Annotated in this window: 10 protein-coding genes and 1 pseudogene; 1 reads left to right on the top strand and 10 read right to left on the bottom strand. The window is 59.3% G+C overall.

Annotation, left to right across the window (positions count from 1 at the left end; all coding sequences use genetic code 11):
• Positions 1-464 precede the first annotated feature (464 nt).
• The gene (locus tag BIND_RS11295; RefSeq protein ID WP_012385207.1) at positions 465-1,796 is read left to right on the top strand and encodes a hemolysin family protein; all 1,332 of its coding nucleotides are present in this window, start codon (positions 465-467) and stop codon (positions 1,794-1,796) included.
• On the opposite strand, the gene BIND_RS11290 is transcribed toward BIND_RS11295, so the two are convergent.
• The 10 genes and pseudogenes from BIND_RS11290 to BIND_RS11245 all read right to left on the bottom strand — a co-directional run bounded on the left by BIND_RS11290 (position 1,791) and on the right by BIND_RS11245 (position 13,102).
• A complete protein-coding gene (locus tag BIND_RS11290) occupies positions 1,791-2,321 on the bottom strand; it encodes a cytochrome c-type biogenesis protein (RefSeq protein ID WP_012385206.1) in 531 nt (176 codons plus the stop codon). The genes BIND_RS11295 and BIND_RS11290 overlap by 6 nt on opposite strands.
• 3 nt (positions 2,322-2,324) lie before the next feature.
• Complete coding sequence (locus BIND_RS11285; RefSeq protein ID WP_012385205.1) at positions 2,325-4,307, bottom strand: heme lyase CcmF/NrfE family subunit; 1,983 nt, start codon at positions 4,305-4,307, stop codon at positions 2,325-2,327.
• 221 nt (positions 4,308-4,528) lie between these two features.
• Entirely contained in the window at positions 4,529-5,011 is a 483-nt protein-coding gene (gene ccmE / locus BIND_RS11280; protein WP_012385204.1) for a cytochrome c maturation protein CcmE, read from the bottom strand.
• Positions 5,012-5,284: 273 nt separating this feature from the next.
• Positions 5,285-6,439 (bottom strand): c-type cytochrome biogenesis protein CcmI, encoded by a 1,155-nt coding sequence (gene ccmI / locus BIND_RS11275; RefSeq protein ID WP_012385203.1) that lies wholly within the window; start codon positions 6,437-6,439, stop codon positions 5,285-5,287.
• A gap of 54 nt (positions 6,440-6,493) precedes the next feature.
• The gene (locus BIND_RS11270; protein ID WP_012385202.1) at positions 6,494-7,885 is read right to left on the bottom strand and encodes a sensor histidine kinase; all 1,392 of its coding nucleotides are present in this window, start codon (positions 7,883-7,885) and stop codon (positions 6,494-6,496) included.
• Positions 7,882-8,589 carry a response regulator transcription factor gene (locus BIND_RS11265; RefSeq protein WP_012385201.1) on the bottom strand — a complete coding sequence of 236 codons (708 nt, stop codon included), beginning with the start codon at positions 8,587-8,589 and terminating at the stop codon, positions 7,882-7,884. Before BIND_RS11265 ends, BIND_RS11270 begins: the two co-directional genes overlap by 4 nt.
• Before the next feature lie 181 nt (positions 8,590-8,770).
• Positions 8,771-9,109, bottom strand: coding sequence for a PepSY domain-containing protein (locus BIND_RS11260; RefSeq protein ID WP_148210619.1), 339 nt, complete (start codon positions 9,107-9,109; stop codon positions 8,771-8,773).
• A 217-nt stretch (positions 9,110-9,326) separates the two neighbouring features.
• A pseudogene (ligD, locus tag BIND_RS21325) lies at positions 9,327-10,910 on the bottom strand (non-homologous end-joining DNA ligase).
• Positions 10,911-11,066: 156 nt separating this feature from the next.
• A complete protein-coding gene (gene tsf / locus BIND_RS11250; protein WP_012385197.1) occupies positions 11,067-11,999 on the bottom strand; it encodes a translation elongation factor Ts in 933 nt (310 codons plus the stop codon).
• A 92-nt stretch (positions 12,000-12,091) separates the two neighbouring features.
• On the bottom strand, positions 12,092-13,102 hold the full coding sequence (locus BIND_RS11245; RefSeq protein WP_041778729.1) for a 30S ribosomal protein S2: 1,011 nt from the start codon (positions 13,100-13,102) through the stop codon (positions 12,092-12,094).
• Positions 13,103-13,129 lie beyond the last annotated feature (27 nt).

The raw sequence follows: 13,129 nt of genomic DNA, 5'->3' as shown, positions 1-13,129 counted from the left end.
CATCGCCATTTCGGTGGAATGAAACTTTTGTAAGATTCGCGTGAAGTGCTCTCTTGGATGATCTCTGGGCGGTCTTTTAGGCGACGGCTTGAACCCAACGTGGCGGGCAATCATGCCCAAGGGGCTGAAAAATCGCTTTCCGTTTTCTTCAACCTCCCGATAAAACAAATGTTTATCGGAAAAGAGCCCGCACGGCGATCTTGGACTCAATGGTTGTCCAATTTTTTGATAGAACCATCAAACATACGGGGGCACGCGCGGGTATTGCCCGCCAGGATTTCGAGATCAGCAAGGTTTTGCGAGAGCCGGCTCAGGGAAATGTCCAGTTCGAACGGGCTCAATTTTGCGGCGGAAAGGGCAGCTCCCTTCCGCCCGGCTGAAAAAAGCGAGTTTGATCACGGGCTTTATATTTCCGATAATGGCCCTTTACATGCATCCTGCTCAAGGAAAAGGAGATGACGCCCATGGGCGATGGCAGTAGTCTGAGTGATATCCTCGGGATTCTTGCTGTTTTCCTGCTGGTCTTCGCCAATGGTTTTTTCGTCGCCGCCGAATTCGCGCTGGTCTCGGTCCGGCGGAGCCGCGTGGCCGAACTCGTGGCCGCCAAGCGCGTCAATGCGTTGAGCCTGCAAACGACTCTCAACCATCTGGATCTCAATCTCGCCGCGACTCAGCTCGGCGTCACCATTTCCTCGCTCGGCCTTGGCTGGATCGGCGAACCGGCCCTGGCGCATCTCATCGAGCCTCTGTTCAGCGCCTTGCCGCGTGACTGGATGTCCGCCGGCTCGCACGCAATCTCCGTCGCCATTTCCTTCATCATCATCACCGCCTTGCATATTGTGCTCGGTGAATTGGCTCCCAAAAGCCTTGCTCTGCAGCGAACGGAACGGACCGCGCTTTTCGTCGTCGGCCCCCTCAATGTGTTCCAATTCGTCCTGCGACCGGCGATTATAGCCTTGAATACGCTTGGTAATATGGTTTTGCGCATCGTTGGTCTTCAGGCTGGAAAGGGCGAGGAATCACGCCATTCCCCGGAAGAGTTGAAATTGCTGGTCGCGGCGAGCCGCAAGGCCGGTTTGCTGCAGGAAGCGCAGCAGGAAGTTCTCGACCGCGTGTTCAATATCGGGCAGCGCCGGATCGGCGATATTATGACGCCTCGCGTCGATCTCGATTGGATTGATCTCGACGATAAGCCGGATGACATTCTCAAATCGATTCGGGAATGCCGGCACGAGCAATTACTGGCTGGACGCGGCAATATCGACGAGCCGCTTGGCATGGTTTCCAAGAAGGAATTGCTCGATCAGGTTCTCGACGGGGGGCAGATTAATGCCGCCGCGGCTCTGCGCGAGCCGCTCGTCGTGCATGAATCGACGCCGGTGTTTCGTGTGCTGGAGCAATTCAAGCGCGCGCCGGTCAGGCTGGCTTTGGTCGTGGATGAATATGGCAGTCTCGAAGGGATTGTGACGCAGACCGATCTTCTGGAAGCGATCGCCGGCGATCTCGCCGCCACGGAGGATGATACTCCCGATATTGTCGAGCGCGCGGATGGTTCCCTCCTGATCGAGGGCATGATGCCAGCGCATGAGGCTTTTGAGCGTCTGGGCGTCAAGGATCGGCCGGAGGAGGAAGATTATCACACGCTCGCTGGTTTTGCCCTGCACCAGCTCGAACATCTTCCAGAGGTCGGCGAGGAATTCTCGTGGGATGGCTGGCGTTTCGAGATCGTCGACATGGACGGGCGCCGGATCGATAAATTGCTCGCGACGCGCGAGAGCGAATCGAAAAGCTTATGACCTTTGTTCGTCCTGACTTGTGAGCAAGGCGTCGAGCCTTGCTTGCTCGGCGGGATCGAGGGGAACAGCCTGATGTGAGTCTTCCGCTCCTCTTCGGCGGGAGGCCAGCCAAATCGCAAGGCCTCCGCCGAGAAGAATGAGGAGCGGCGTGCCCCACAGAAGGAGGGTGGCTGTTTCCACAGGCGGTTGCAGGAGAATGAAAGGCCCGTAGCGCGTAACGAGGAAGGCACGGATCTGGTCGTCACTCTCGCCAGCCTGCAAATGCTCGCGCACGAGGACACGTAGATCACGCGCCAGTTCAGCATGGGATTCATCGATCGATTCGTTCTGGCAGACCATGCAACGCAATTGCGCCGAGAGGTGCCGCGCCCGCGCCTCAAGTTTGGGGTCCGTGAGAATCTCGTCCGGTTCGACCGCCATGGCTCTCGGCAGGGCCGTTCCCAAGATCAGCAGGGCCAGGCAAAGGGTGCGGAGCCTGCGAGGGTGGGGCCGGGACGTTTGGAGGGGAAAGGAGAACAGGGACATTGATCATTCCGCCGGTTGCGGCCTTCCTTGACGAAGGGCAGCGGTGCGCCGGGCAAGGCCGAGGCGCAGCCGCCGATCGCTCAAGGAGAGCAGGCCGCCAAAGCCCATGATCAAAGCACCGATCCAGATCAGAATGACGAGCGGCTTCCAGAACATGCGGACATTCACGCCGCCATCGGGGCTTTGCTCGGCAATACTCATATAGACTTGGCCGAGACCGAGCGTGACAATGCCGGCTTCCGCGCGGCTCGAGCGCCTGGCTGGGAAGAAACGCTGCGAGGGTTCGATCACAGCTTTCTCGATGCCGCCGCTGCGCACGCTCGTGCGGCCGACGAGTTCGGTATAATTCGGCCCCTGACGCGGTGTGAGCTCGGTCAAGGTCAATTCATAGCCGCCGACATCGACGGTCTCGCCCACTTTCATATGGGCGATGCGTTCAGCGCCCCAGCCCGTTGCGGCAAGCCCGAGGAGGGTGACGCCGAGCCCAGCATGGGCGAAGGCCGTGCCGAAGGCGGAGCGTGGCAGGCCGCGCAGACGGGCCCAGATTTCAGAACCTGCCGCTGTGTGGCCGAAAAGCCGTAGGGCGAGATCGGTGAAAGAGCCGATGATCGTGAAGAGGGCGAGCCCGGCCATGATGACGCTCAGCACCGGCCCGCCATGCCACAGGGCGACCAGCAGCATGAACCCAAGGCCGCAGAGAATGGCAAAGGCCAGCCTCTGCGCGACGCCATAGAGATCGCCGCGTTTCCAGGCGAGGGACTGGCCGAAGGGGATCAGGAGGAACAGCGGAATGGAAAGAGGCACGAAGGTCGCGTTGAAAAACGGCGCGCCGACAGAGATTTTTTCACCCGTCAGGGCTTCCAGGGCGAGTGGATAGAGCGTGCCGACGAACACCGTGGCGCAGGCCGTGGTGAGGAGCAGATTATTGATGACGAGCGCAGCCTCGCGCGAGATGGGGGCGAAAAGGCCGCCCTGTTTCAGGATCGGAGCCCGCCAGGCGAAGAGGGTCAGCGAGCCGCCGATGAAGAAGACAAGAATAGCGAGGATGAAGATGCCGCGCCTTGGATCGCTCGCAAAGGCATGGACCGAGGTCAGGACGCCGGAGCGCACCAGGAATGTGCCGATAAGAGAGAAGGAAAAGGCGAGAATGGCGAGGAAGATCGTCCAGATTTTCAACGCATCGCGTTTTTCCATGACGGCGGCGCTATGCAGCAGGGCTGTCGCCGCCAGCCAGGGCATGAGAGAGGCGTTTTCGACCGGGTCCCAGAACCAGAAACCACCCCAGCCAAGCGTATAATAGGCCCAATAGGACCCCATGGCGATGCCGAGCGTCAAGGCGATCCAGGCGATGAGGATCCAGGGCCGGACCGTTCGTGCCCAGAGCGCGTCGATGCGGCCGCAGATCAGTGCACCTGCCGCGAAGGAAAAGGTAATCGAGAGCCCGACATAGCCGAAATAGAGCAGGGGGGGATGAATCGCGAGGCCAGGGTCCTGCAGCAGGGGATTGAGATCATTCCCCTCGATCGGTGGCGCCGCCAGTCTTGCGAAAGGATTGGAGGTGAGCAGGATGAACAAAAGGAACGCGCTGCCGATCCAGGCCTGGACTGCGAGCACGCAGGCGCGCAGATCAGCCGGCATAGAGCGTGAGAAGAAAGCGACCGCGCCGCCGAAGAGAGCCAGCACCAAAACCCATAAAAGCATGGAGCCTTCATGGTTGCCCCACACGCCACTGATCTTATAGATCAATGGCTTGGCCGAATGGGAATTCTCGACGACATTGACGAGCGAGAAATCGGAAACGATGTGGGCATAAGTCAGTGCGCCATAGGCCAGAACCACGAATGCGCATTGCATGAGAGCGACGCTGGGTGTGACAGCCATCAGCCGCACGTCGCGCGTGAATGTGCCCCAGAGCGGCAGGACCGCATTGATGAGGGCGAGCGCCAGCGCGAGGACGAGCGCGTAATGGCCGGTTTCGACGATCATGACATTATCCCCATGCCAGCGATCATAAAGGATGAGCGCTGCAACACTCTCGCATTTTCACATTTCCTAATGAGCGAAAATGCGAGCAAGGAAGCAGGAATTGCTTGAAACGGTCTTTGATACTACCGCCATTCCGAAGGAATAAGGCGGTACACTCTGGTCAATCGCTGAAACGGAAGATTCACCAGAACGGAACCCCGAATTCCTGTGGAATTGGGGTATTACCGGATGAGCGGCGCCGCTGCGCCCTGTGTCGCGGGTTTTGCTTGCCCGTCCTCCTGCCAGACGCCCTGCTTTTTCAAGGCATCGGCCACTTCGCGCGGCATATAGCGCTCGTCATGTTTGGCGAGCACGCTGTCGGCGCGCAGAGTCTCTTTGCCGGTCAATGTCCCTTCCGTCACCACGCCTTGTCCTTCCCGGAAGAGGTCGGGCAGGAGGCCGGTATAGGTGACGGCGACATCATGCTTATTGTCAGTCACGATGAAATGCACCGTCTGGCCGGCTTCCCGCTCGAGCGAGCCTGGTTTGACGAGACCGCCGATCCGCAGCCGTGCGCCGGGATGCGGCGCTTTCTCGGCCAGTTCCGTCGGGCCATAGAAGAAAACGATATTATCGCTCAGGGCGAAAAGGATCAGGCCCACGGCCACGCCGAGCGTGCCGAGCGCGCCAAAAATCATAAAAAGACGGCGTTGCTTGCGCGTCATGATGAGCCTGTCTCCAAAAACGCGCGTGGGCTCCCCCTTCCTCGCGCCTCGTATCGAGAATCATAGATTCTCGAACCGTCACTTTTTAAACTGTATCCACTTGTCCTCATTGAACCACGACAAGTCACGCTTCAATGAGGGTGGATACTGGCTAGTCGTCCGCTTTCCTCTAAAACCAGCCGTGTTAAAGGGAAAGCGGTTTGTCCAACTCTTTCGATCATCCCTCTTCGATCATCCCTCTTCGATCATCCCTCTTCGATCATCCCTCTTCGATCATCCCTCAAGGCCCAGCTCATGCGCCAAGGCGTCGATCCGGGACACAGCCTCTTGATTGCCCGCCAAGGCGCGACGGGCATCGGCCAAGGCCGCATGAGCCTTCGCCTCTTCCTTCAACACTGTATAGGCGCGGATAAGCCGCAGCCAACCTTCCAGGTCTTCACCCTTTTCAGCGAGCCGTGCCGCCAGACGATCGACCATCGTGTGGATGGCGGCATTGCGCTCGGCCTCGGGCATGGCGGCAATCGCCGCGCCGCCTTGTGGGATGTTAGCGGCGCTGGCGTTGCTACCTGACGGACTATTTGGAGGCTCACCGCTTTGCTGCAGGCCATCGAGCTCAGCCAGGCGTTGACGCAGCAACGGCACGAAGGCCGCGTCAGCCGGGGCATCGGCGAGGAGTTGGTTCCAGATGTCGCGCGCCTTGGCCTTATCGCCTGCTTGTTCCGCGGCAAGCCCCAGATAGAAGCGTGATCTCGGCTGATCGGAGGAGGCCGCGAAGGCTGCTTGCGCTTGTGAGGTGACTTCGCCCTTGGCTGCGAAAACCAAAGCCTCGCCATAGGCGGCTTGGCGTGTGGCGGTTTCACCCTCAAGACGCAGGATTTCCGCATAGGCCTTGGAAGCATCGTCGAAACGGCCAAGCCGCATATAAATCGGGGCGAGCAGTTCATAGCCGCGGGCATCGTCGGGAGCCTGCCGCAGATGCGCCTCGATCTTGGCAATGGCCGCCATGATGTCCATGGATTGCGGCTGTGCGTCGAGACGGGCTTGCAATGGATCGTCCGGCTGATCAGGCGTGCCAATGCGCGTATAAAGGCCGAGCGTAATGGCGGGAATGATGATGAGAGCGAGAAGGGCGGCGATCCGGACGGGCCAGGGCGAAGAATAAGGAGGGGAAAGATCAGCGCCGACGCGTTTGTCGGGGGATTTTCCTGCATCGGCGATGAAACGGCGCGCTGTTTCCGCCTTCATCGCTTCGGCTTGCTGGGCCGAGAGCAGGCCACGGCTCACATCCTGCTCAATCTCCTTCACCTGCGCCTGATAGAAATCGGCTTCGCTGTCGCGCCAGGAACGACCCAGGGGTTTGCGCGCGAGCGGCCAGAGGACGCTCATGACGGCAAGCCCGGTCAGGACGGCGAAAACGACCCAGAGCATGGGGCAGGAATCCTTCGACGGTGAGGTTTGATCGCGCGTTTAAAGCTATGTGTATCACGCAGCCGGAAGCCGCAATTGCGCCCGCAATCCCCTGGCAGGACTGACGTCGAGCGTCAAGGCGCCGCCGTAGAGCGCGGCGAGATCCGTGACGATGGAGAGACCAAGCCCCGAGCCCGGTTTGGTCTCGTCGAGCCGGCGGCCACGCTTGATGGCCTCTGCGCGCAATTCGGCGGCAAGGCCCGGTCCATCGTCGTCGATCGTGATGCGCAGGAATTTTCGATCCTCGTTGGTCAACTCGCCTTCCGCGCGCAGCGTAACAGTTGAGACTGCCCATTTTTGCGCATTATCGACGAGATTGCCGATCATTTCTTCGAGATCCTGCTTCTCTCCCTTGAATTTGAGGGAAGTTGGGACATCGGTCTCGAAAGTCAGATTGCGATCCCGATAGATCTTGCCGAAAGTTCGCTGCATGGCCGCGACAACGGGCTCGATGGGGGTCGCACTGCCAAGCGTTCCCGCCCGCACGGCGGCGCGCGCGCGGTTGAGATAATAGGTGACGTGATCACGCATCAACAAAGCCTGTTCGCGCACCTTCGCCGCAAAATTCGTTTGTTCTCCATCGGCCTCATTGACGATGACACTGAGCGGTGTCTTGAGGGCATGTGCCAGATTGCCGACTTGGGTTCGCGCGCGCTCGACGACCTCGCGATTGGAAGCGATCATCAGATTGAGTTCGTCGGCTAGAGGCGCCAGATCGCTCGGAAATGACCCTTCGATCCGTTCTTTCTCGCCCCGCCTGATCGCCACGACGCCTTCGCGCAAGTCCCGCAGGGGCCGCAGACCATAGCGCAATTGCAGCCAAGTGGAGCCGATGAGGGCCAGCGCCAGCAAGAGGAACGTCACTGAGAGCGCGAGTTCGAAGGAAAAAATATGCTGGTCGAGTTCCTCGGTGGTGGCAGCGATCTGGACGAGATAAATGCCCTGATCTCCCGCGTCGATGATGCGCTCGACGATCCGCAGGCGGCGCTCGTCAGGGCCGATCGCATAGCCGTGCCGCGCGCCACCAATGCCGGCCGGCACGCCGAGATCGGCGAGTTTCGGCAGTTTTGCCGCAAACAGCGAGCGTGAGGTGCGGATCTGTGGCTCGGCGCCATCAAGCCGCGTAATCTGCCAATACCAGCCAGACAGAGCGAGATCGAATTGGGGATCACCGAGTTTGTCGGGATCGTTTTGCCGTTCCTCTGTATCCGATTGGCTCGGCGGCGTCGCAAGATCGACGATGAGGGCGCGCAGATAGACGCCGAGTCTTTCGTCGAAACTCATCTCCTCGTTTTTTTGATAAAGCGTCGAAAGCACGATCCCCGCGATGAGCAGGATGGTGAAGCTGAGGATGACGGCCAGGAAAAACAGCCGTGCCGCGATCGATCCTGGCGGCTGCAATTTCACGAGTCGGACTTTGCTGACTTGGCGGATTTCGCCGGAAGTGTCTCGCCGGCGGCCGGCACACGATAACCGAGGCCGCGCAAGGTTTCGATAATGTCGAAGCCCAGTTTCTTGCGCAGGCGCCCGACGAAAACCTCGATCGTATTGGAATCGCGATCGAAATCCTGATCATAAAGATGTTCGATGATTTCAGAACGGGATATCACCCGGCCGGCATGCAACATCATATAGGCGAGCAGACGATATTCATGTGAAGTCAGCTTGACCGGGACATCTTCGACTGTCACCGCGCCAGAGCGTGTATCGAGCTTGACCGGGCCGCAGACCAGTTCATCGCTGGCCCGTCCGGCCGAGCGGCGCAGCAAGGCGCGCAACCGGGCGAGCACTTCCTCCATATGAAACGGCTTGGCGACATAATCGTCGGCGCCGGCGTCTATGCCCTCGACTTTGTCGCTCCAGCGGTCGCGCGCCGTCAGGATCAGGACCGGCATTGAGCGCTCGGCTTTGCGCCACTCCTTGAGGACGGAAAGCCCGTCCTTCTTCGGTAGACCGAGGTCGAGCACCACGGCGTCGTAAGGTTCGGTATCGCCCAGGAACCAGCCTTCCTCGCCGTCGAAGGCATGATCCACGGCATAGCCGGCCTGGGAGAGAGCCGCCGTCAATTGGCGGTTGAGGTCCTTGTCGTCTTCGACCACCAGAATGCGCAAGATGAAATTCCTATTGCGTCCAAGCGGGCTGCGGGGAGCACCGCGTCGAAATCTTTTCAACTGGAGGGAGATGATTCTAGAGCGCTTTCATCATTCTTCGAATCACAAAAAGCGCTCTTGTTCTTGAATAAGAGCATTATCTTGACGCAAGGCGAAGGGGGCTTCGCGTCAAGATAATGCTCTATCGCGCGTCAGCCATCGCCGTGCCGCTGGTGGCATTGAAATAGACGTGAATGACATGGCCATCCTGCCGCAGCAGGTTGATTTCATAGACGAGTTGACCCTTCCAGCGACAGAGCCGCGCGCCGAGCGACTCGGCCTTTCGTTGCTGGCTCTCGCGCTGGATAATCTGGAAGGGCGGGACGAGATGTTGCGCTACGACCTGCTCACGTGTGGAATTGGCCGAAAAGCAGATGCGTTCGGCTTGCGCTTCCGCGCGATGTTCTTTCTCTTCGGTCAATTCTCCCGCTTGGGCCACGGTGACAAAAGCACAGCAGGAAACCACAATGAGGATTTTCATGGAAGAAAACATGGGGTCGAAGGAATGAATGGACCCTGAACTCGAGCTCTACTGCTTATCCTGCCGAGCCTTAGGTCATGAGTTTAAATAACACCGTATTGTACAACATATCATCGATCGGTCGAGTTATTATGCCGGCACATGAAGAAATGAGAGAAAAGAACGAGAGCTGTTAATATCGGTATTGCTCCTAACGCCCGATATTAATGGCTTGAAATTAACCATTCGCGAAGTTGAGCTTGCCGAGGCGTCTCAAAGCCTCATCCAGGGGACGTTCGGCCTTATGGTAATCCGCCCAGGCCTTGCCCAAGAGGTCCGGGGCGGTGCGCAAGGTAAACGTTTTGGGATCGAGATCGTCGGTCACCTGATCCCAGGTCAGCGGCATGGAGACATGAGCGCCAGGCTTCGCCCGGGGCGAAAGGGGCGCCACGGCGGTCGCCATCCGATCGTTGCGGAGATAATCGAGAAAGATATGATGTTGGCGGTGCTTCTTCGCCATATTGACGATGTAGAGATCGGGTTCCTCGGCCGCGAGGCGGGCGCAGATTTCCTCCGCGCAGGCTTTCGCCATGGCCCAGTCCGAAGACGCTGTTGTGGGCGCCGTCAAAGGGGTCACGACATGCAGACCCTTGCCGCCGGTTGTCTTGCAAAAAGGAACGAGGTTCAAAACCTCCAGGCGGTCGCGTAATTGATGCGCCGCTTTGGTCACGATGGAGAAGGCCACGCCGGGTCCCGGGTCAAGATCGAAGACCAGCCGTCCTGGGACTTCAGGCTCGCCGGGCCGGCCATTGGTCGGATGCAGTTCGAGCGCGGCGATCTGCGCCAGGGAAATCAGCCCTTCGACCGAATCCACTGTGAAATAGGGTTTAGCTTCGCCATCGAGCGGCATGGTCTTGAGGAATGAGTCCGTATGGGGTTCGGCATGGCGTTGGAAGAAAAGTTGCCCGCCAAGCCCTTCCGGCGCGCGCAAGATCGAAAGGGGCCGTCCTTCTATGTGGGGCATCATCCACGCGCCCACGGTCTCGAAATAATAGGCGAGATCCTCTTTCGTGACCGCTTTGCCGTCGTCGGCATCGGGCCAGAATTCCCTATAGGGGTGAGTTAAGGCAACGCCCATGTTGGCCTCATTGGTGTGGGAGGTGGAACGCAGCTGTCATTGTCAGGCCTTGCGCCGAGAAGCTTGCATGAAGGGCGTCGGCGCAGGCCCTTGACCCGCAGTGATCGCGGCCATGTCGCGGCCTGAAGCCACCGAGCGATCCCGGGAAAGGATTGCTTCCCCCTCGCCATCACGCGCTTCTTCATCGCGCTGCTTGATCAACAGCCAATTGTTCTTGGTGCTCTTGCCATAACGATTGTGTCGCATGCGGACGAGCGCCCAGCCGCCATGCAATTTTTCGCCGAGAAGTTGGAAGGAGAGGTCGCCTTTTTCCAGCGCGGCTTGTGGGGAAAGATCGCCTGTGGGCTCCCAAAAGCCGCGATCCCAGATCTGAACCGTACCGCCGCCATATTGCCCTTGGGGGATCGTCCCCTCGAAATCGCCATAATCCAGCGGGTGATCCTCCACCTCGACGGCCAGGCGCTTGTCATGTGGATCGAGGGAAGGCCCTTTCACGACGGCCCAGGATTTGAAGACGCCATCGAGTTCGAGCCGGAAATCATAGTGCAGGTGGCTCGCTGCATGTTTTTGGATGACAAAGCGCAAGCGCTGCGAGGGAGCCCAATCGGTTTGGCCCGCAGGCTCGCGCGTTTTCGCAAAATCGCGCTTGGCGCGATAAGTCGAAAGATGTGGTTCCCTGTCCATGGGACTCTCGTGCGCCTCTGGCTGTGCGAAAGGGTTTTCGCGTCATATGCCTTTTGAACGCACGAGTGCTGATTTTGGTTCTTAAGCGTTACAGAACAGAAAAACCGCCGGCAATGCCGACGGTTTTTATAAAGCTGAATGTCACGAAGAAAGTGTTCAAGCCTGACCGCTGGCCGCAGCCGCGACCTCGGCCGCAAAATCGCTTTCCTGCTTCTCGATGCCTTCGCCGAGAGCGTAACGATAGAAGGCGACAAGGGTGACCGGCGCGCCGGCGGCCTTTTCGGTGTCCTTGAGGACCTGGCCGATCGTCTTGCCGGCATGCTCGGGATAGTTCGAGACTTGATCGAGCAGGCAGGTTTCCTTGTAGAAGGACTTCAAGCCAGATTCGACGATCTTTTCCAGAACATTGGCGGGCTTGCCGGCATTCTTCTCGGCGAGGACGGCTTTTTCGCGCTCGACGACAGCCGGATCGAGACCCGAGGCATCGATCGCAAGCGGTGCGGCGGCGGCGATGTGCAGGGCGATCTCGCGGGCGAGCGGCTGCACAGCCTCGGCATTGCCCTCAGTCGCCAGACCAACGAGCACGCCAATCTTGCCGAGACCTTCGGTCACGGAATTGTGCATATAAGAGCCGATCGCGCCTGTCGGCACATGGATGAGCGCCGCACGACGCAGCGTCATGTTCTCGCCGATCTTGGCGACGGCTTCGGAAATCGCGTCGCCAAGCACGCCACCGGCCGGATAATGGGCTCCCTTCAGAGCCTCGACATCAGTCAGGCCCTGCTGGATCGCGACCCGGGCGATATTGCGGACGAGGAATTGGAAATCCTCGTTGCGGGCCACGAAATCGGTTTCGGAATTGACCTCGACGAGGACGCCGCTCGTTCCTTCGACGTCAAGGGCAATAAGGCCTTCGGCCGCGACGCGTCCGGCCTTTTTGGCAGCCTTGGAAAGGCCTTTCTTGCGCAGCCAATCGACTGCCGCCTCAATATCACCGCCCGTTTCGTTCAAGGCGTTCTTGCAATCCATCATGCCGGTGCCGGTCTTCTCACGAAGCTCTTTCACCATCGCGGCCGTGACGTTCGCCATAAACCTGTTCCTTCGCGCTTTTGGCGGGCGTCGCCTTGGCGATCGCCCGCTGCGTCAAACCTACCCTTTATTCCTTGCCGTTATGCGACGACTTAGCTGGCGATCAGGCTGCGCGCCTGATTGACCCAGCCGTCACGCTCGATGCGGCCGCTGAGCTTCAGATCATGATCGAGCTTGGCGACATCCTCGGGCGTCATCGCGGCCACCTGCCAATAATGGAAGATGCCGGCATCGTTCAGCTTCTTGACGATCTGGGGGCCTGAGCCCGGCAATTTGGCGAGATCGTCGGGCGCGCCGCGGGGAGCGTCGAGCAGTTCGAAAATCTCGGTCGGAGCCGCTTCATATTCGCCTTCGACGGGCGGCAGGTCCTCGACAGGGGCTTCCAGCTCGCCGGCATCGAAACCACCCATGCCTTGGCTGCGGGAAATACCGTCGAGCGCGGCACGGGCGATGAGATCACAATAAAGTGAAATCGCGCGGCCCGCATCATCATTGCCTGGGATCGGATAGGTGATGCCATCCGGATCGCAATTGGTATCGAGAATGGCGGCGACCGGAATATGCAGGCGTTCAGCCTCCTGAATCGCCAATTGTTCCTTGTTGGTGTCGATGACGAAGATCAAGTCGGGGACGCCACCCATGTCCTTGATGCCGCCGAGCGCCTTTTCCAGCTTGTCGCGCTCACGCGACATCATCAGGCGCTCTTTCTTGGTCAGACCGCCGGCGCCCGACGCCAGAATCTCGTCCAATTTGCGCAGCCGCTGAATCGAGGCGGAAATGGTTTTCCAATTGGTCAGCATGCCGCCGAGCCAGCGGGAATTGACATAATATTGCGCCGAGCGCTGCGCGGCGTCAGCAATGGCTTCCTGCGCCTGGCGCTTGGTGCCGACGAAGAGCACGCGTCCGCCGCGCGCCACCGTGTCGGAAATCGCCTTCAGAGCCTGATGCAGCAGCGGCACCGTCTGGGCGAGATCGATGATATGGATATTATTGCGGGCGCCGAAAATATAGGGCGCCATTTTCGGGTTCCAGCGATGGGCCTGGTGACCGAAATGGGCTCCAGATTCGAGCAGACCGCGCATAGAAAATTCAGGAAGAGACATGGTTTTCTCCGGTTGAGCCGCCGCGAT

This window comes from Beijerinckia indica subsp. indica ATCC 9039 (assembly GCF_000019845.1).
GTDB lineage: Bacteria > Pseudomonadota > Alphaproteobacteria > Rhizobiales > Beijerinckiaceae > Beijerinckia > Beijerinckia indica.
The sequence above is the reverse complement of the archived record's forward strand: the minus strand, read 5'-3'. Positions and strand labels throughout refer to the sequence as shown.